The sequence below is a fragment of the Microbacterium telephonicum genome (assembly GCF_003651225.1).
Lineage (GTDB): Bacteria > Actinomycetota > Actinomycetes > Actinomycetales > Microbacteriaceae > Microbacterium > Microbacterium telephonicum.
The window spans coordinates 781,898-800,580 of record NZ_RCDB01000003.1 but is presented as its reverse complement, the minus strand read 5'-3'; the positions used below and the strand labels follow the sequence as shown (position 1 = coordinate 800,580).

The window sequence follows — 18,683 nt, the reverse complement described above, 5'->3', positions numbered from 1 at the left end:
CCCGGTCAGAGGACCGCGCGCACCTCGTGCCCGAGGTTCGGATTCCACATCGCCCCGGTCGCGCTCATGACGGCATCCGCCCCGGCAGCGCGCAGGGCGAGGACGTCGGCCGGTGTCGTGACGCCGCCGACGCCGACGATCGCGACGTCGTGGCCGAGGTCGTCGCGCGCCCGGGCGAGGCGCCGGACCATGTCGAGGCCCGCCCAGCGGATCGCCGCGCCGCAGACGCCGCTGACGTCGCGTCCGGGGAGCGCCTGCGCGCCGCCCGGTGTGACGAGGCGGGCGGGGATCGTGTTGATCGCCGAGTACCCCGCGACCAGCGTCGCGGTCGCGGCGACGAGTGTGCGCAGCGCGTCGTTGTCGGGGAAGTGCGCGAGCTTCACGAGCAGCGGCACGTCGCCGATCTCTTCCTTCACCGCTTCGAGGATGCGCCGCACACGCGGCACGTCGAAGCACAGCAGCGCCGATGTGCCCTCGTTGGGGCACGAGAGGTTGAGCTCGAGAACGGGGGCTCCGGTCTCGACGACCAGCCGCGCCGCGCGCACATGGTCGGCGACGTAGGCGCCTGCACCGCCGTCACCCTTCGTGCCCTGGAACCCGCCGACGAGCACCTGGCCGGTCGCCGCGGCCGCGACGGCCGCCGCCATGTCGGGCTGCCACCGGTCAGGGTCACGGGAGGGGACGCCGAACGAGTTGCTGATCGAGCGCGGCTCGGCGAAGTCGTCGTCGGCGACGAGGGGACGACGCGCACGCTCGGGCGTCAGATCGCCGTCGACGTGCACCGCGAGCACGTTCGGGAACGGGTGGCACGCGTGCGCGCGGGTGCGCACCGTCTTGTACACGCACACGTCGAATCCGTGCGCGAAAGCCGCCGCGGCGAACCGGGCGTTCAGCAGCGGACCGGCCGGGATGCCGAACGGCGTGCGCACCGGGATGCCGACGAACCGGTGCGCCGGGTCGCCCGCGAGCATCGGCCCGTCGGCAACGGGCTCGACGAAGACGCCGAACGGGCCACGGACGTAGTTCTGCTCGTAGCTCAGCGCGGGATCGTAGAAGGGGTCCACCGCGTGGCACTCTACGGCGCGGCGTGGATCGGCGACGGCGCGCCGGCCGGGGATATCGCTATCGTCGGAGCATGATCGCGACCCTGGCCACGCTCGTCGCCGCTCTCGCCGCCGCCCTGCACGTCTACATCTTCGCGATGGAGAGCATCACCTGGCGCACCCCGGCCACGTGGAAGCGGTTCGGCGTCGCCGACCAGGCCGCCGCCGACACGACGGCGCCCATGGCGTACAACCAGGGCTTCTACAACCTGTTCCTCGCGATCGGGACCATCGTCGGGCTCGTGCTCTTCGCCATTGGAGGCGATGTCGGTCTCGCCGGGCGTGTGCTCGCCATCTTCAGCGTCGGCTCGATGCTCGCCGCCGCGATCGTGCTCACCACATCGGGCCGCCGCTACCTGCGCGCCGCCGCGATCCAGGGCACGCTCCCGCTCATCGCGGTCGTCCTGCTCATCTTCGCCTGACGGCGCGGGCCGTCATGCGGAGCGATCAGGCCGCGAGTCGCAGTCCGCGACGGTCGGTGGCGACTCGCTCGCCGTCGGCGATCGTCTCGTCGTCGCCGATGAGCGAGCCGGTCGCGACCAGCGCGCCGCGGCCGACGACCGTGCGCACCCCGATCTTGGCGCCCCCGCCGATCGCGGCTCCCGAGCCGATGTGGGCGTGCGGCGCGATCTCGGCGTTCGGGCCGATGACGGCATCCGGTTCGATCCACACGCCGCGTCCGACGTGCGCGCCCGCGGCGATCTGCACGCCCGGTTCGACATAGGCACCCGCTTCGACGAGCGCGCTCGCGTGCACCTTCGCGCCGTTCGCGATGAGTCCGCGACCGTTGACGTGCTTGCGGTAGCGCAGCATCTCGCCGCGGTCGTTCTCGATGTCGACGTAGTTCTTTCCCAACAGAACCTCCTGTACACACCAACCGCGACGGGCCTCCGGGCATTCCCGGCGCCCCGCGTTCGGCACGGGCCCGGTGATTTGGCAGGATGTCGTGGTGACCGACCCCGCCGACCCGACCACGCAGCCGACGCTGGTCTTCGATTCGAAGGCCCACGCCCACTCGGTGCCCGAAGACGTACTCGGCATCCTGACCGGCACTTTCTTGGTCTCGCTCGGTCTGCATCTGCTCCACGCCGCCGGCGCCGTCACGGGCGGCACGGCGGGTCTCGCGCTGCTGGTCACGTACGCGACCGGGTGGGGCGTTCCGGTGCTGTTCTTCCTGATCAACGTGCCGTTCGCGCTGCTCGCGCTGTGGAAACGCGGCTGGAGCTTCACGCTGCGCACCATCGTGTGCATCGCCCTCGTGTCGGGGTTCGCGGTCGTGCACGACACGTTCTTCCCGATCACCGATCTGCAGCCGTTCTACGGCATCCTCGCCGGCAACCTCGTCGCCGGGGTCGGCGTGCTCATCCTGTTCCGCCATCGCGGCAGCGTGGGCGGATTCAACGTCGTCGGCCTCATCATCCAGGACGCGACCGGCTTCAGCGTCGGGTGGACGCTCATGATCTTCGACACCATCGTCATCGCGCTGTCGCTGCTGGTGGTGCCGTGGCCGATCGTGCTGCTCAGCGCCGTCGGCGCGGTGCTGCTGAACCTCGTGCTGGCCCTCAACCACCGACCGGGACGGTACCTCGGGCACTGAACCCCCGGCCGTCCCACCCGTCAGCTCTGACAGCGCGGGCACCAGAACACGATGCGCTCCGCGGTCGGGTCGGCGCCCAGCTCGGTCTTCTCGATGGCGGTGCCGCAGCGGCGGCACGGCTGCCGCTCCCGCCCGTACACCCAGGTGCGACGGCCCGGGCGATCCTCGCCCGTGAACGTGCGATGCGGACGGTCGCGGTTCGCGCGGATCATCCGCAGCCCGGTGTCGATGAGCTTCGCGGCGTCGACCTGCGCCGCCGGCGTGGTGGGGCGGATGCCGCGCACGAACAGCAGCTCGTTCGCGTAGACGTTCCCGAATCCGGCGACGTTGCGCTGGTCGAGCAGGGCGACGTGGGCTTCACGCGCGTCGGAACCGACACGGCGGGCGGCCTCGGCCGCGTCGGCCGCCGTCCACGCCGGGTCGAGCAGGTCGGGGCCCAGGTGGCCGACGACCCGGTCCTCCTCGCGGGTGGGCAGCACTTCGACCTGGGCGAGGTCGAAGCCGACGGCATCCGCCCGCGCGACGCCGACGATCGCCCGGGCGGTGTAGGCGGGTTTGCGCCACCGCTCTCCCGGGCGGTACACGTGCCACTCGCCCTCCATCTTCAGATGCGAGTGCAGGGTGTGCGCGCCGACCCGCAGCAGCAGATGCTTGCCGCGCGGGACGACCTCCCGCACCGTCTGCCCCGTGAGGTCGGCGGTGGCGCTGCCCGGCACCCGGATGTCGAAGCGCGTGACCTCCTGTCCCGCCAAGGCCTCGTGCAGTCGCCGCGCGGTGCGGAAGACGGTGTCGCCCTCGGGCATCAGCCGGTGACCCGCCGCAGGGTGAGGCCGCGGGCGGACTCGACGAAGCCCGCGCTCCGGAGCGCGGCGCCGAACGCGGTGCCGTAGACGAACTCGCCGCCGACCTGTTCGATCGTCAGGGTGTCGAGGCGGCGTCGGCGCGCCGTGTCGACGAGGCTGCGCGCCGCGGCCGCGAGCACCTCGGCGTCGGTGGCGGCCTCGCCGGCGGTGGCGGCCTCGTTGTCGCCGGGGAAGACGAGCGCCGTGCGGCCACCGCGTTCGAGGTACAGCACGAGTGCGCCGTCGACGAGCACGACGAGGCCCCCGGCCTTCCGGCCCGGGCGGTGACCGACGCCGTCGAGAGTCGGCCAGGCGAGCGCCGCGCCGTAGGGATTCGCCGGGTCGGTCGCCGCCAGGGTCACCGCGTGACGCGGCGGCGGGTCGGCCAGGCCCGCGTAGCCGCGCAGCCGGTCGACGGTGGCCGAGGTGGCGAACTGGGCGGCACCGAGCCTTTCGATGAAGTAGCCACGCCGGCAGTGTCCGGCATCCTCGAAGCCCGCGAGGGTGCGATACACCTGCGCGAAGCCGCCCGGCACGCTCTCGGCCTGCACGGCGCCGCGCGTGACGACACCGTGCCGCTCCAGCAGCAGGCTCGCCGCCGCCGCGGCGCGCAGCCCGGCATCCGCCACGGGTTCGGGAAGCAGCGACCACCGACCTCCGACGAGCGCGGGTCGCTGCGGGGCGGTGACCACCCCACCCGTCGCCGCCAGCGGCACCCCGCGGAACATGCGGGTGCGGGGCGTGCGGCGCTTCACGCGGTGCGCCTGGGACCCGCCGCCGAGCAGGGCGCGGATCGGCGCGAACGTGTCGCCCGTGACCCGCCCCGTCCAGGCCAGGTTCCACAGCGCGTCGACGACCTGCTGCTCGTTCTCGGCGCCGGCCCCGGCGACGAGCTGACCCGCGAAGAACGCGCCCCCACCGGCGAGGGCGTCGAGCACGCGCTGCTCGAGTTCGGACGGCGGCTCGTCGTCGTCGGCGGGGCGGAGCGTCAGCGGCGCGGTGTCGGCGGGGTGGAGGGCGATCCAGCCGTCCCGTCCCGGGAGCGACCCGTGCCCCGACCACACCACCTCGCCGGTCGACGCGAGCTCGTCGAGCATCGCCGGACTGTAGTCGGAGACGCGGGACGGGAGTACGAGCGACTCCCACGCGCTGGCGGGGATCGGCACGCCCGCGAGCTGCTCGATCACGGCGAGCACGCCGTCGACGCCCTCCAGCGGGCGCGCGAGGTGCTGCCATTCCGGCAGGAAGCGGGCGAACGCCTCGGGCGCGACGGGCTCGACCGACCCGCGGATCGCGGCGAGGGAACGCAAGCGCAGCCGGCGCAGCACTTCGCGGTCGCACCACTCGACCTCGTCCGAGCCGGTGCCGGTCGCGGGGAGGAAGAATCCGCTCGCGAGGCGTCCCTGCGACTCGAGACGCTGCAGCGTCTGACGGGCGACCGCCGCTCCCACGCCGAGGCGCTCGGCCACCTCCGAGGTGCGGAACGGCCCGTGGGTGCGGGCGTGGCGGGCGACGAGGTCGGCGAGCGGATCGGGCACCGGCTCGAGGAACGCGGTCGGGATGCCGACGGGCAGCGCGATGCCCAGTGCGTCGCGCAGGCGCGCCGCATCCTCGATCGCGGCGACGCGCGGCACCCCGCCGATCGTCACGGCGATCGCGCGGCGGGTGTCGACGAGGGTGTCGAGGGCGGACTGCGCCTCCGCGATCGTCGCGGCGGGAGCGGGCGGGGGGACGGCGCCCTCGACCGGTGTCGACCGGGCGCTGCCGTCGTCGGCCTCGAGCCGGTCGGCCACCTCATCAGGCGACAGCGGACCGAGCACGCGCAGCAGGTCGGCGACACCCTCCACCCCGCGGGCGCGGCGGGTGGGGTCCAGGCGCTGGGTCTCGCGTTCGAACTGGGCGATGACGTCGGGGTCGAGCAGCTCGCGCATCTCGACCTTGCCCAGCAGTTCGCTCAGCAGCGCCGGGTCGACCGAGAGTGCCGCCGCGCGGCGTTCGGCCAGCGGCGAATCGCCCTCGTACATGAACGCCCCGACGTACCCGAAAAGCAGGTCGCGCGCGAACGGCGACGGCTGGCTGGTCGTCGTCTCGACGAGGCGGATGCGGCGGTCGCCGATCGCCCGGGTGATGCGCAGGAGCGCGGGCAGGTCGTAGACGTCCTGCAGCACCTCGCGCAGTGTCTCCAGGATGATCGGGAAGGTCGGATGGTTCTTCGCGACCTCGAGGAGCTGTGCGGATTTCTGCCGCTGCTGCCACAGCGGCGATCGTCGGTTGGGATTCAGCCGGGGCAGCAGCAGGGCGCGCGCAGCGCACTCGCGGAACCGGGACGCGAACAGCGCCGACCCGCCCACCTCGTCGGTCACGATCTGCTCGAGTTCATCGGGGTCGAAGACGAACAACTCGGCACCGGGCGGCTCGGCCTCGGCATCCGGCACGCGGGCGATGATCCCGTCGTCGCTCGCGACCGCCGATCCTTCGACGCCCAGCCGCTCGCGGATGCGGGCGTTCACCGCCAGCGCCCAAGGGGAGTGCACATGCATGCCGTACGGGGAATGCAGGATGATCCGCCAGTCGCCCACCTCGTCGCGGGAGCGCTCCACCGTGAGCGTCTTGTCGGTCGGCAGCGTGCCGGTCGCCTCCTTCTGCTCGTCGAGGTAGCCGAGCAGGTTGCCGATCGCGTTGTCGTCGAGTCCCGATTCGCGCAGACGCGCGGTCGCCTTCTCCGCGCCGGAGGCGGCGACCTCCCGCGAGAACCTGCCGAGCGCCTCACCGAGCTCGGCGGGTCGACCCAGGCCGTCGCCGTGCCAGAACGGCACCTTTCCGGGCTGGCCGAACGCGGGCGTCACGTTCACGCGGTCGTGCGTGATCTCGGCGATGCGCCAGCTCGTCGTGCCGAGCGTGAACACGTCGCCCACGCGCGACTCGTAGACCATCTCCTCGTCGAGCTCGCCGACACGGGCGTTGCGGGTCTCGCCGGCGACGAAGACGCCGAACAGGCCGCGGTCGGGGATCGTGCCACCGCTCGTGACCGCGACGCGCTGCGCGCCCGGACGACCTGTCAGCACGCCCTGGTCTCGATCCCAGACGACCCGAGGCCGCAATTCCGCAAACTCGTCGGACGGGTACCGCCCGGCGAGCAGATCGAGTGTCGCCTCGTAGGCGGAGCGGGGCAGCGAGCGGAACGGCGCCGAGCGCTTCACGGTCTCGAACCAGCCTTCGACGTCGACCGGCCCGGTCGCGCACGCGGCGATCGTCTGCTGCGCGAGGATGTCGAGCGGGTTCTGCGGGATCGCGATCGCCTCGATGCTGCCCGCCAGCATCCGCTCGGTCACGACCGCCGTGTGCAGGACGTCGCCCCGGTGCTTCGGGAACAGAGCCGCTCGGCTGACCTCGCCGACCTGGTGTCCGGCCCGCCCCACGCGCTGCAGGCCGGATGCCGCCGACGGCGGTGCCTCGACTTGGATGACGAGGTCGACGGCGCCCATGTCGATGCCGAGTTCGAGCGAGCTCGTGGCGACGACGCAGCGCAGCACCCCCGACTTCAGTTCGTCCTCGACCTGCGCGCGCTGTTCTTTCGAGACCGAGCCGTGGTGCGCCTTCGCGAGGATCGGCGCGACGCCCGCAGTGGCCCCCGCCTGCGCCATCATGGCCGCCGGGACCGTCGGCTCGGGCACGTCGAGCCCCATCCGCTCCGCGTAGATCTCGTTGAGTCGCCCGGTGAGGCGCTCGGCCAGACGCCGGGCGTTGGCGAAGACGATCGTCGAGCGGTGCGCCAGGATGCGGTCGACGATCGCCTCCTCCACATGCGGCCACACCGACCCCGTGACCTCGGTCGGCGGCGGCGAGTACCACTCGCCCCCGGCGTCTGCGGCCGCGCCGTCCTCCGCCGGCGCCTCCGATCCGGGAGCGGGGGGCGGGTTCGACATGTCGTCGATCGGCACCACGACCGACAGGTCGAACGCCTTCGACGCCTTCGGCGCCACGATCTCGACCGGGGCGGCGCCGCCGAGGAAGCGGGCGACTTCGTCGATCGGACGTACCGTCGCCGACAGCCCGATGCGCTGCGCCGGCCGCTCGAGCAGCGCGTCGAGACGTTCGAGGCTGACCGCGAGATGCGCGCCGCGCTTCGTGGCGGCGACGGCGTGCACCTCGTCGATGATGACCGTGTGCACCCCGGTGAGCGTCTCCGCCGCCTGCGACGTGAGCATCAGGTACAGCGACTCGGGCGTGGTGATGAGGATGTCGGGAGGCTGGGAGACGAGGCGCCGCCGGTCGGCGGAGGCGGTGTCGCCGGAGCGCACGCCGACGGTGACCTCGGGAACGGCGACGCCGAGGCGCCTCGCCGACTGCCCGATGCCCACGAGGGGGGAGCGGAGGTTGCGTTCGACGTCGACGCCGAGCGCCTTCAGCGGCGAGATGTAGAGCACCTGGGTGCGGGGCGGCCGGGCCTCGCGGCCGCGCCCCTTCGTCGGCTTCTCCGCCGGCGCCGCGGGCTCGGCATCCTTGTCGTGGAAGATCCGGTCGATCGCCCACAGGAAGGCGGAGAGGGTCTTGCCCGACCCGGTCGGGGCGACCACGAGCGCATGCTTGCCGGCCGAGATCGCCGTCCAGGCACCCGCCTGCGCGTCGGTCGGGCTTGCGAAGGCCGAGCGGAACCAGTCCTGCGTGGCAGGACCGAACCTCTCGAGCACATCGGCCATCACACCATCTTCGTCCCCACCACCGACATCGGCGCCGGGTTGCGCGCGGGGGCGATCAATGCAGCAGGTCGAGGCGCATCCGGCCGTCGCCGAGATCGGTGGTGCGCAGCATCACGCCGCCGCCGACGCCGATGCCCGAAGAACGGTCCACAGGTGAGGTCTCGAGAGACCACGCGACCTCCCCGGTCGCGGCGTCGTACGCGGTCGTGATGCCCGCCGTCGAGACCGTCCCCCAGTCGGTGACGAGGATCTGCCCGTTCGAGGACTGCAACGGCTGCGAGGCGTATTCGGCGAGAGTCCAGCTGCCGCCGGAGGCCGGCTGCACCGTCGCGTCCGCGGGGTCCGCGTCATAGGTCCGTGGCGAGAGCACCAGGGCATCGGCGACCAGGCGCACGCTCATGTCGCCCACCTGTCCGCGGTCCTCGACGACGCTGCCGGCCTCGGGATCGATGCGCTGCAGCACACCGTCGGCGGTCACGACCCACAGCGTCTCGTCATCGGATGCCGCGCTGATCACCTGGTGGCTCCAGCACGCCTCGCCGGTGCGGATGTCGATGCCCGACAGCGGGTACGGGTCGAGCGAGTCGTACACGATCGGCGTCGCCATGACGCGCCCGGCCGCGACGAGGGGGCTGCCGTCGACCGACCAGCCGAGCGCCTCCCCGGTGTCGATGCTCACGGCATGTCCGCCGACGAACAGCACGTCACCTGCCACCCGGAAGGGGACGCCGCCTTCGAACTGGCCGACCCCGAACTGTTCGCCGGTGACGGCCCAGCGCGGCTCGAGCGTCTCGGCATCGAGGTAAGTTGCGGTCTCCCGCGTGGTCACCGCGAAGCCGTCGGCATCCGCGGGGGCGATGAGGCCGTAGCCGGTCACGCCCGCACCGGCGTGGATGCCGCCCGCCCAATCGCCGGCGAGCGTGCGCTCGGCCACCACTGCGCCAGACGTCAGGTCGTACATGGTCAGCACGCTCTCCGTATACGACGGCTCGACGCCGTGGGAGACGACGATGCGGTCGTCCAATCCGGCATTGGCCGGAGTCGCGACCGCGCTCGTGCCGTACGGGACCTCCGCCGACCATACGACCGTCGCGGCGTCGTGGTCGACGACCAGCAGTGTGCTCGGGCCTGCGCCGTACTCGCCCTGGACGAGTACGCCGGTGTGCGTGTCGTCGATCTCGAACGGCGATGCGTGGGCGCCGCGCGCCTCGCCCAGCGTCGTCTCGGTCACTCTGCCGTCGATCGGGAGATCGAGCTCGTACCCGTCGCGCCACGTCGCGTCGACGACCGTGACCGAGCAGGACGGTGTGGGTGACGCGGTGGGGATCGGCGCAGGCGGCGTCGAAGGTGCAGCCGACGGACTCGCCGGAGCCGCCAGGAGGCGCGGGGCCACGACGAACGCCGCGGCGATGACGACGGCGACAGCCGCAGCGCCGGCGATCGTCCAGGGCAGCCACGGGCGGGGGGTGCGGGCCGGATCCGGTTCGGTGTCGGTCATCGTCTCTCCTCGAGAGCGAGCCTATCGACCGGATCCGGCCCTCCCTGTTCAGGCCCGCGCGATGGCGGGCGCCGCGGTCAGCACCCCGTCCCGCAGCTCGAGGGTCAGGTCGGGTGCGAGCCGCTGCAGGAAGCCGGTGTCGTGGCTCACCACCAGCACCGCACCCCGATACGCGCCGAGGGCGTCGACGAGCTGATCGATCGTGTCGAGATCGAGATTGTTCGTCGGCTCGTCGAGCACGAGCAGCTGCGGTGCCGGGTCGGCCAGCAGGATGCGGGCCAGCGCGACGCGGAACCGCTCGCCGCCGGACAGCGCCGCCACCGGCCGCAGCACCGTGTCGCCCCGCACGAGGAACCGCGCGAGCCGGTTGCGCAGCAGTACGTCGCCGACGCCCGGTGCCGAGGCCCGCACGTTCTCGAGCACCGATGCCGTCTCGTCGAGCCCGTCGACGCGCTGCGACAGGTACCCGATGCGTTCGGTGTGCGCGGTCGCGTGCGCACAACTCCGGAGATCCGGCGACAAGCCGGCGTCCACGTCCGGATCGGGCGCCATCTGCACCGGATCTCCGGAGTTGTGAACGACCGGCGCCCCCGACCCAGCGCCCGCCCCCGCGAGCATCCGCTGCAGCAGCGTCGTCTTCCCGGCACCGTTCGGTCCGATGAGCGCCACGCGCTCGGGGCCCTGGACGGTCCAGGTCCGCTCGCCGTCGCCGATCGTCGCGATGCGGCGGCCCGCAGCGACGCCCGGGTCGGGCAGGTCGATGCGCACCGCCTCGTCGTCTCGCACCCGCCGCTCGGCGACGTCGAGCGCGGCGCGGGCGGCACCCTCCCGGTCGGAGGCGATCCCGCGCACGCGGCCGGCCGAGACCTGCGCCGCACGTTTGCGGGCGCCCGCGATGATCCCGGGCACGCGCTTCTCGACCTGCGCTTTGCGGCCCATCGCGGCCCGCGTCGCGATCACCTGGTCCTGCTGGATGCGGTCCCGCTTCTCGCGCTTGAGGTCGGCGCGCGCCGCGGTCTCGGCCTGCCGGGCCGCGGCCTGTTCGGCGTCGAGCCACTGGCGCCACTGCGAGTAGGGCCCGCCGTAGACGCTCAGCGTGTTGCCGTACAGCTCCGCCGTGTCGTCCATGAGCTCGAGCAGCGCCGTGTCGTGGCTCACCACGATCAGCGCCCCGCGCCATCCGCGCACCAGGTCGTACAGCCGCGCCCGGGCCTCGCCGTCGAGGTTGTTGGTCGGCTCGTCGAGCAGGGCGATCGGTGCGCGGCGCAGACGGATGCCGGTGAGAGCCGCCAAGACGGCCTCACCGCCCGAGAGCGAGCCGACGCGGCGGTCGAGGGCCCCGGCGGGGAGGCCGGCCTCGGCGAGGGCGGCGTTCGCGCGGGCTTCGATGTCCCAGTCGTCGCCGACCGTCTCGAAGTGCGCGGGGTCGACGTCGCCGGACTCGATCGCGCGCACGGCACGCAGCGCCGGGCCGACGCCGAGCAGGTCGGCGACGGGCCGGTCGACGTCGAGCGTCAGCTGCTGCGGCAGCCGGTCGACGGTCCCGACGCAGGCGACCGAGCCCGACGTCGGCTCGAGCTCGCCGGAGATCAGTCGCAGCAGCGTCGACTTGCCGGCGCCGTTGCGGCCGATGAGCCCGGTGCGACCGGAGCCGATCGCGCCCGAGACGGTGTCCAGGGCGGTCGAGCCGTCGGGCCAGGTGAAGGTGAGGCCGTCGAGGACGACGGCCGGAGATGAGGTGTGCAGCATGAGGGCCTCCCGGAGGGGTCGTGCGCATGCACGGGGACGCCGATCACCGGTCAGCCGGGAGAGGGGGTCTCGACGTGCCTGCGCGGATCGGTTTCGATGCGCGGACACGTCGAAGCGGCCTGGATGCGGGCGGCGAAGCCCGAGACCGGAGGTCGACGATCAGCGCGAGATCACAGCGCGGTCGCGTCGGTACCCTTCAACGGTCTTCCTCACACTCGGGACAAGGACCTTCCGAGAGTACCCCCGCCGGCTGGGAGAAGACAGGGTCGTCGCTAGGCTGGCCGCACCGCCGCCCCGCGCGGACCCGCACACCTCGCACGCCCGCATCCGCCGCACCCCAGAGGAGAGGCATGGCCGCGCTCCGTCCCGCGATCGCGCCGCGACGTCAGCCGCAGCGCCTGCTGATCCCGGACGTGCTGCGCGGCGTCGCGATCTTCGCGATGCTCGTTGCGCACGGCATCCCGCTGATGACCGACGTGCCGTGGGCGGTCTCGGTGGTCTCGGAGATGCTGAACGACGTCGCCTCGCCCCTGTTCGCCCTCGTCATGGGGATGTCGGCGCAGATCGTGCTGCAGCGTCCCGGGGCTTCCCGCGGCGTCGTCACCGCCCAGCAGCTCGCGCGGGGCGTCATCTTGATCGCGCTCGGAGTGTGGCTGACGTCGTGGGGGAGCTGGGTGGCGATCGTGCTCGCGTTCCTGGGGCTCACCCTCCTCGTCGGCGCGCCGCTCCTGCTGCTGTCCGGCCGGGTCGTGGCGGTCGTGCTCGTGCTCGTCGTCGCGGTCTCCGAGCCGCTCATCCTCGAACTGAACCGGATGCTGGTGCCGCTCGTCGCGCAGTATCCGGTGCTGATGCACCCGGCCGGATGGATCAGCCTGGATCCGTACTACCGGCTGATCAATCTGCTCCCGATGTTCCTCGCCGGCGCCCTGCTGCTGCGTGCGGGGATCCCGGCCTCATGGCGCGCCCTGTCGGTCACGGCGCTGATCGGTCTCGTGGCGTTCAGCGCGGAGCGCGCCGCCCTGGTGTTCCAGGGCTACCCGCCGGTGTCGGGCACGTGGGCCGACACCGCCGGCGACGTCGGGCTCGTCGCGTTCGCCTATGCCGGCGTGGGGGCGCTGGCCGGCATCCGCGCGCCCGCGGTGCGCCGCGTGGTCGACGTCGTCTTCGTGCCGTTCCGCGCGTGCGGGTCGGTCGCGCTCAGTCTCTACGTGCTGCAGATCGCGCTGATCGCGTCGTGGTCTTCGCAGGGACTGGGGTGGCACGGCAACGAGCCGCTGCCGTGGCTGGTGCTCGTCCCCGGACTCATGACGGTGGGTACCCTGTGGTGGCGGTTCGTCGGGATCGGTCCGATCGAGTGGCTGATGGGACTGGTCACCGGGCGGTACGCTTGGCCGCGCGTGCGCGCAACGCGGAACTGACCGGCCGTCAGCCCGCGGGGTCGTCGAGGCGCTTGCCGAGGAAGGCGACGACGTCGTCGAGTTCGTCCTGCGAGACGCTGTGCGCGAGGCCCGCGTAGACGCGCCCGCTCAGCTCGACGTGTTCGGGCAGCCACGCGACGGTGTGTTCCACGAGCGGCGCGGGGATGACCTCGTCGCGGGCACCCCTGCCCCAGAACACGGGCGGGCGCAGCTCTTTGAGGGCCGCGTCGGTCGGCAGGATGCCGGGGTCGGCGTACCCGGCGAGCGTCACCGCGAACGCGAACCCGTCGGGACGCAGGCGTAGCGCCTGGGTCGCGATGACCGCGCCCTGCGAGAACCCGAGCAGACCGATCGGCCCGTCGTGTCCGAGGGCGTCGACCCACGCGAGGAACCGCTCGGCGGCGCGCGTCGTCGTCTCGGAGTCGCGCTCGTAGAGACCCTCGATCGGGAACCACGACCAGCCGGGCGTCGGGAACGGCGGCGACAGCGGCGCGCGCACGGCCGCGAACGTGAACGCATCCGGCAGGAACGGCACGAGACCGAACAGGTCCTGCTCGTGCGAGCCGTAGCCGTGCAGCAGTACGAGCAACGGTCGGCCGTCGCGGTCGCCTTCGGGGTGCGACCACACGACCGCACCGGCATCCAGGTCGGGGATCTCGCTCACCCCGCCATCCAACCAGCCCCCACCGACACCGACCAGCCCCGACACCACCAGCCCTGACATCGCCCGTCCCCGCGCCCGCGGGGACGCTGGGGTATACATGGACCATGGCCGTCCGCACCCCCGACCCCGACCCGAACGAGCACGGCGACGACGACCCGCGCGACCCGTTGCGCGGTCTCGGCGGCGGCTTCGGCGGTCAGGGACGCCCCGGCCATCCGCTCGGCGACGGGTCTTTCGGCTCGCCCGCTCCGGGCAACGCGGCCAACCCCGCCTGGCTCACCGACATCGAGCTCGCCGAGGCTCGTCGCCGCCTGCCGATGCTCTACGTCGAGGCCGTTCCGGTGCGCACCGACGGGGTCGGCACGGTCACCGAGGTCGGCATCCTGCTCCGGGCGACCCCCGTCGGGGAGATCACCCGCACGATCGTGTCGGGTCGGGTGCGCTACGGCGAGACGATCCGCGACGCCCTGTTCCGCCACCTCGAGAACGACCTCGGCCCGATGGCGTTCCCCCTGCTGCCGCCGCAGCCCCTCCCGTTCACGGTCGCCGAGTACTTCCCCATCCCGGGGGTCAGCGCCTTCCACGACGACCGGCAGCATGCCGTCTCGCTGGCTTTCGTCGTGCCGGTCACCGGCACGTGCGAACCGCGGCAGGACGCGCTCGAGGTGACGTGGATGTCGCCCGAGGAGGCGGCGTCGGACTCGCTCGCCGACGAGATGGAGGGCGGCCGGGCGACGCTCATCCGACTCGCACTCGCCAGCGTCGGCGCACTGCGCTGATGACGCGCGCCGACACCCTGCTGCAGCTGGGCATCGCCCTCCCCATCGCGCTGCTGGTCGCCGCGGTCATCGCGTGGGTCGTGCGTCGCCTGTTCGGGCGGCGCCTCTCGTTGCCCCTCTCGGTGATGGTGATCGTCTCGGTGCTGGGCCTGTCGGGCGGCATCGTGCTCGCGAGCCTGTTCGCCGCCGGCGCCCGCGCCTGGATCGTGAACGTCGTCCTGCTCGCCTTCGGGTGCAGCGTCGGACTGTCGTTCCTCGTCGCCGGCATCGCGGCGGCCCTGGGCGCCGACGCCCGCGCGGTCGACGTGGCCGCCCTGCTGGCGGCGGGTGAGAACGACCGCGTCGAGTTCAAAGAGACGGCCCGCTGGAACGTGCGCGAGCAGCGCAAGGACGGGCGCATGGAGCAGGTGGTCGCCAAGACCGTGGCCGCCTTCCTCAACAGTCGCGGCGGCACACTCGTCATCGGCGCCGACGACGCCGGCACGCCGCTGGGCCTCGACCGCGACTTCGCCACCCTGCGCACCCCGGATGCCGACCGGTTCGAGCTCTGGCTGCGCGACATGCTCGCGACCTCCCTCGGCAAGAACGCCGCGGCGCTGCCCCGCATCCGTTTCGCCGAGATCGACGGGCAGACCCTGTGCGCCGTGCGGTGCCCGCGTTCGCCTGAGCCGGTGTTCCTCGGCAAGGGCGATTCGACCGACCTGTGGGTGCGCGTCGGAAACTCCACCCGCGCGTTCGGCGTCGACGAGGCCGTCTCCTACGTGTCGCGGCACTTCAAGCCGTCGCTGCGTACGCTGGTGCTCGGCCGCCCCTGACCGCCCGGTATCCCTGCCGGCGGCTCCGCCGACGGGCTGCACCCCCCGACCTCGTAGGCTCGGAGGATGACCGCGCCCGAGCCCGTCGCCTTCCCGTCCGCGCCCGCCGATTGGCCCGTCTTCCTCGCCGACACCCGCGCGCGGCTCGACACCGTCCGCGAGCTCGACGCCCGGCTGCGCGACGGTGCGGCGCGCACGACGGCCGAGAAGCTCGCGCTGTGGGACGCCGCCGAGACCGAACTCACCCGGGTTGGCAGCGTCGCCTCGGTCCTCTCCGAGGCGCACCCGGATGCCGCCGTGCGCGAGGCCGCCGAGGCGATCGTGCAGGCGGGCTCCGAACTCGCCGCCGAGCGCACCGCCGACCCGTCACTGTGGGCCGCGTTCGCGCAGGCCGCATCCGACGACCTCGATCCCCTCGCGGCGCGCTACCTCTCGGTCGTGCAGCGCGACTTCCGCCGCGGCGGCGTCGACCTGCCGGAGTGCGACCGCGACCGCGCCCGCGCGCTCGCCGACCGTGACACCACCCTCTCGCTCGCGTTCTCGCGCAACATCCGGGAGGGACGCCGCGAGATCCGCGTCGCGCCCGCCGCGCTCGCCGGGCTGCCGCAGGACTTCGTCGACGCGCACCCCGTCGGCGCCGACGGCCTCGTCGCGCTCTCGACCGACTACCCCGACCTCATGCCGGTGCGCGAATACGCGACCGACCGTGCCACGCGCGCCGCCCTCGTCGGCGCGTACAACGACCTCGCCTGGCCCGTGAACGACGCCGTGCTGGCCGAGCTGCTGGAGGTGCGCGCCGAACGCGCCGCGCTGCTCGGCTTCACCGACTGGGCCGATTACGAGGCCGACACCCGCATGATCGGGTCGGGCGCGGCGATCGCCGCGTTCCTCGAACGCCTCGACGACGCGTCGCGCGAGGCCGCCGACACGGAGTACCCGATCCTGCTCGATCGCCTTCGGCAGGACGACCCGGATGCCGGCGCCGTCACGATCGCGGATTTCTTCCACCTACTCGGGGTGCTGAAGCGGGAGCGGCACGACGTCGACGCACAGCTCGTCCGCTCGTACTTCACGTTCGACCGCGTGCGGCAGGGCCTGCTCGACACGACGGCCCGGCTGCTCGACATCGCCTACGTGCCCGTCGACGCGCCCGCGTGGCACCCGGACGTCGCCAGCTACGACGTCGTGCGCGGCGGCCGCACCCTCGGCCGCATCCACCTCGACCTGCATCCGCGCGAGGGCAAGTACTCCCACGCCGCGTGCTTCCCCGTCGCCCCGGGCCTGCGCGGTCGCGGGATGGCGGAGGCGGCGCTGCTGTGCAACTTCTCGCGCGGCGCGATGGAGCACGACGAGGTCGTCACCTTCTTCCACGAGTTCGGGCACCTCGTGCACTTCATCCTCGGCGGCGACCAGGAGTGGGTGCGCTTCACCGGGTTCGAGACCGAATGGGACTTCGTCGAGGCGCCGAGCCAGCTGCTGGAGGAGTGGGCGTGGGATCCCGACGTGCTCGCGACGTTCACCGCCGGCGCCGACGGCGCGCCCATCCCCCGGGAGCTCGTGGAGCGCATGAAGGTCGCCGACGCGTTCGGACGCGCCCTCGAGGTGCGGCGCCAACTCGGGCACGCGAGCGTGTCGTACCGCCTGCACGTCGACCGCCCCGCCGACCTGCAGGCGGCGACCGAGCGGCTCTACGCGCAGACGTCACCCGTGCAGCCGCTGCCCGGCCGGCATCCGTACGCCGGCTTCGGCCATCTCACCGGCTACGGGGCCTGCTATTACACGTACCAGTGGAGCCTCGTCATCGCGCGCGACCTGCTGTCGGCCTGGCACGGCGACCTCTCCGACGCCGAGGTCGCCGCCCGCTACCGCACCGAGATCCTGGAGCGCGGCGGCAGCCGCGACGCCGTCGACCTGGTCGCCGCGTTCCTCGGGCGGGAGGGCTCGTTCGACGCCTACCGGGAGTGGCTTTCGGTGGCCTCGTGAGGCGGTAGCATTCGTGCTGTCGGCGTGCCCGTGCCGGCATCCACTCGCGCCGCCGCATCCCCCGACACCGGCCGCGCCCGCGTGAACCGGAGTGCGCCCGTGTCCGACCAGCCCTCGTCCCGTGCCCACGACTCGTCGCCGTTCGACGAGCTGCTGAGCGGTTCGGCCGCTGCGGGCGGCACGTCGTTCACCACGGTGTTCCGTGGGTACGACAAGGCCGAGGTGGATGCCGCGATCACCGCCCTGTCGAGTCGGCAGAACGCGCACACCGGCGAGCTCAGCGGCGCCAAGAGCGAGGTCGACGCACTCGCCCGCGAGCTCGACGAGCTGAAGGACCGCTACCGCCGCGCCGTCGCGACGGCGAAGAGCCACGCGAAGAAGGTCGAGCAGCTCGAGGCCGACCTCGCGCTGGAGAGCGCGAAGGCCTCGAACGCCGAGGAGAAGGTGCAGACCCTCTCCGACGAACTCGTGGCCGCGCCGGGCGAGTCGGCGAACCGGCACCAGTTCGAAGAGGTGCTGCGCGTCGCCGAAGAGCAGGCGAGCGTCATCATCAAGAACGCGTCGATCCAGGCCGACCGGCTCATGGAGGCCGCGCACGAAGAGACGCAGAGCCGCCGGGTGCAGGCGCAGGCGGATGCCCACGCCATCCGCGCGCGGGCCGACCACGACGCCCAGCAGGTGCGGTTGCGCATCGACACCGAGCTGACCGCCCACCAGGCGCAGCTCGAGCGTCAGGCCGCGCACGCCGCCGAGAAGGTGTCGCAGGCGGAGCAGGAGGCGGCCACCATCCGCACCGAGGCCGAGAAGGGCGCCGCGTCGCTGCGCGCGCTTGTGGCCCGCGAGACCGAGCAGCAGCGTGCCGAGGCTGAAGACGCCGTGCGCGAGCTGCGGGTGCGCACCCTCGAGTTCGAGGAGTCGCTGACGCGCCGGCAGGACGACGCCCAGCAGGAGTTCCTCGTGCTGCACAACCAGGCCGTCGCCCACGCCGAGCGCATCACGCAGGATGCCAACGACCAGGTCGCCGCCTCGCTCGACCACGCGCAGCGCGTGTCGTCGAAGGCCGACGACTTCGACCGCCTCATGCGCGCGCAGGCGCTGCAGATCGAGGCCGACGCCGACGTGCGCGCCCGCGAGCACCTCGAGCGTGCGCGGGTGAAGGCGCAGAAGATCATCGACACCGTGACGGCGCATTCGCAGGGCGTGCTGCGCGACGCCGAGGACCGTGCCCGTCAGCTGCGCTGGCAGCAGCACCAGCTGACGAGCTTCATGTCCGAGGTCAAGGACCTCATGCGCTCCGACACCGTGGCCCCGGCATCCGCCGCCGCGGCGACGGACGCAGGCGCGACGGATGCCGACGCCCCCGGTTCGGACGAGGACGCGGCCGCCGTCATCGACGAGGCCGAGGCCATCGTCGAGGCCGCCGACAACGCCTGACGGGCCCGCCGATCGGCACGCCCGCGCGCCGACCTCGGCGCTCAGGCCGCGAGTTCGGCGCTTCCGCCGCGAGATCGCCGGCGATCTCGGCGCGGAGCCGG

Annotated in this window: 14 protein-coding genes; 7 read left to right on the top strand and 7 right to left on the bottom strand. The window is 72.8% G+C overall.

The window, feature by feature from the left end; genetic code table 11:
• Positions 1 to 5: 5 nt before the first annotated feature.
• Positions 6 to 1,064: a tRNA-dihydrouridine synthase gene (locus tag C7474_RS13290; protein WP_199692456.1), complete on the bottom strand. Its 1,059-nt coding sequence runs from the start codon at positions 1,062 to 1,064 to the stop codon at positions 6 to 8.
• 71 nt (positions 1,065 to 1,135) lie between these two features.
• Here C7474_RS13290 and C7474_RS13285 point away from each other — a divergent pair, with 71 nt between their 5' ends.
• Positions 1,136 to 1,525, top strand: a complete 390-nt coding sequence (locus tag C7474_RS13285; protein WP_199692455.1) for a DUF1304 domain-containing protein — start codon at positions 1,136 to 1,138, stop codon at positions 1,523 to 1,525.
• A 25-nt stretch (positions 1,526 to 1,550) separates the two neighbouring features.
• Here the strand turns inward: C7474_RS13285 and C7474_RS13280 are convergent, their stop codons facing one another.
• Positions 1,551 to 1,958, bottom strand: a complete 408-nt coding sequence (locus tag C7474_RS13280; protein ID WP_121060605.1) for a transferase — start codon at positions 1,956 to 1,958, stop codon at positions 1,551 to 1,553.
• Between the two features lie 94 nt (positions 1,959 to 2,052).
• Here C7474_RS13280 and C7474_RS13275 point away from each other — a divergent pair, with 94 nt between their 5' ends.
• Positions 2,053 to 2,700, top strand: coding sequence for a YitT family protein (locus tag C7474_RS13275; protein ID WP_121060603.1), 648 nt, complete (start codon positions 2,053 to 2,055; stop codon positions 2,698 to 2,700).
• 20 nt (positions 2,701 to 2,720) lie between these two features.
• Here the strand turns inward: C7474_RS13275 and C7474_RS13270 are convergent, their stop codons facing one another.
• From C7474_RS13270 to C7474_RS13255, 4 genes are read right to left on the bottom strand one after another with little or no spacing between them, the layout of a single operon-like run.
• Positions 2,721 to 3,503 (bottom strand): DNA-formamidopyrimidine glycosylase family protein, encoded by a 783-nt coding sequence (locus C7474_RS13270; RefSeq protein WP_121060601.1) that lies wholly within the window; start codon positions 3,501 to 3,503, stop codon positions 2,721 to 2,723.
• On the bottom strand, positions 3,503 to 8,242 hold the full coding sequence (locus C7474_RS13265) for an ATP-dependent helicase (RefSeq protein ID WP_121060599.1): 4,740 nt from the start codon (positions 8,240 to 8,242) through the stop codon (positions 3,503 to 3,505). The genes C7474_RS13270 and C7474_RS13265 overlap by 1 nt, the downstream gene beginning before the upstream one ends.
• A 55-nt stretch (positions 8,243 to 8,297) precedes the next feature.
• On the bottom strand, positions 8,298 to 9,740 hold the full coding sequence (locus tag C7474_RS13260) for an outer membrane protein assembly factor BamB family protein (RefSeq protein ID WP_121060597.1): 1,443 nt from the start codon (positions 9,738 to 9,740) through the stop codon (positions 8,298 to 8,300).
• A 48-nt stretch (positions 9,741 to 9,788) separates the two neighbouring features.
• On the bottom strand, positions 9,789 to 11,489 hold the full coding sequence (locus C7474_RS13255) for an ABC-F family ATP-binding cassette domain-containing protein (protein ID WP_121060595.1): 1,701 nt from the start codon (positions 11,487 to 11,489) through the stop codon (positions 9,789 to 9,791).
• A gap of 350 nt (positions 11,490 to 11,839) precedes the next feature.
• Between C7474_RS13255 and C7474_RS13250 the strand changes: the two genes are divergently transcribed.
• Positions 11,840 to 12,907, top strand: a complete 1,068-nt coding sequence (locus C7474_RS13250; RefSeq protein ID WP_158597352.1) for a heparan-alpha-glucosaminide N-acetyltransferase domain-containing protein — start codon at positions 11,840 to 11,842, stop codon at positions 12,905 to 12,907.
• A 7-nt stretch (positions 12,908 to 12,914) separates the two neighbouring features.
• Here the strand turns inward: C7474_RS13250 and C7474_RS13245 are convergent, their stop codons facing one another.
• Positions 12,915 to 13,571 carry an alpha/beta hydrolase gene (locus C7474_RS13245; protein WP_121060590.1) on the bottom strand — a complete coding sequence of 219 codons (657 nt, stop codon included), beginning with the start codon at positions 13,569 to 13,571 and terminating at the stop codon, positions 12,915 to 12,917.
• A gap of 104 nt (positions 13,572 to 13,675) precedes the next feature.
• Between C7474_RS13245 and C7474_RS13240 the strand changes: the two genes are divergently transcribed.
• The 4 genes from C7474_RS13240 to C7474_RS13225 all read left to right on the top strand — a co-directional run bounded on the left by C7474_RS13240 (position 13,676) and on the right by C7474_RS13225 (position 18,582).
• Positions 13,676 to 14,350, top strand: a complete 675-nt coding sequence (locus C7474_RS13240; RefSeq protein ID WP_121060588.1) for a DUF4916 domain-containing protein — start codon at positions 13,676 to 13,678, stop codon at positions 14,348 to 14,350.
• A complete protein-coding gene (locus tag C7474_RS13235; RefSeq protein ID WP_121060586.1) occupies positions 14,350 to 15,165 on the top strand; it encodes an AlbA family DNA-binding domain-containing protein in 816 nt (271 codons plus the stop codon). Before C7474_RS13240 ends, C7474_RS13235 begins: the two co-directional genes overlap by 1 nt.
• Positions 15,166 to 15,231: 66 nt before the next feature.
• Positions 15,232 to 17,148 carry a M3 family metallopeptidase gene (locus C7474_RS13230; protein WP_121060584.1) on the top strand — a complete coding sequence of 639 codons (1,917 nt, stop codon included), beginning with the start codon at positions 15,232 to 15,234 and terminating at the stop codon, positions 17,146 to 17,148.
• 99 nt (positions 17,149 to 17,247) lie between these two features.
• The gene (locus C7474_RS13225; protein WP_147436726.1) at positions 17,248 to 18,582 is read left to right on the top strand and encodes a coiled-coil domain-containing protein; all 1,335 of its coding nucleotides are present in this window, start codon (positions 17,248 to 17,250) and stop codon (positions 18,580 to 18,582) included.
• Positions 18,583 to 18,683: the final 101 nt, after the last annotated feature.

What these genes read in the sequence shown, in the direction of transcription:
- C7474_RS13285 (WP_199692455.1), top strand. Translation starts at nt 1,136, where the DNA reads ATGATCGCGACCCTGGCCACGCTCGTCGCCGCTCTCGCCGCCGCCCTG.
- C7474_RS13270 (WP_121060601.1), bottom strand. Translation starts at nt 3,503, where the DNA reads ATGCCCGAGGGCGACACCGTCTTCCGCACCGCGCGGCGACTGCACGAG.
- C7474_RS13265 (WP_121060599.1), bottom strand. Translation starts at nt 8,242, where the DNA reads ATGGCCGATGTGCTCGAGAGGTTCGGTCCTGCCACGCAGGACTGGTTC.
- C7474_RS13260 (WP_121060597.1), bottom strand. Translation starts at nt 9,740, where the DNA reads ATGACCGACACCGAACCGGATCCGGCCCGCACCCCCCGCCCGTGGCTG.
- C7474_RS13255 (WP_121060595.1), bottom strand. Translation starts at nt 11,489, where the DNA reads ATGCTGCACACCTCATCTCCGGCCGTCGTCCTCGACGGCCTCACCTTC.
- C7474_RS13250 (WP_158597352.1), top strand. Translation starts at nt 11,840, where the DNA reads ATGGCCGCGCTCCGTCCCGCGATCGCGCCGCGACGTCAGCCGCAGCGC.
- C7474_RS13240 (WP_121060588.1), top strand. Translation starts at nt 13,676, where the DNA reads ATGGCCGTCCGCACCCCCGACCCCGACCCGAACGAGCACGGCGACGAC.
- C7474_RS13235 (WP_121060586.1), top strand. Translation starts at nt 14,350, where the DNA reads ATGACGCGCGCCGACACCCTGCTGCAGCTGGGCATCGCCCTCCCCATC.
- C7474_RS13230 (WP_121060584.1), top strand. Translation starts at nt 15,232, where the DNA reads ATGACCGCGCCCGAGCCCGTCGCCTTCCCGTCCGCGCCCGCCGATTGG.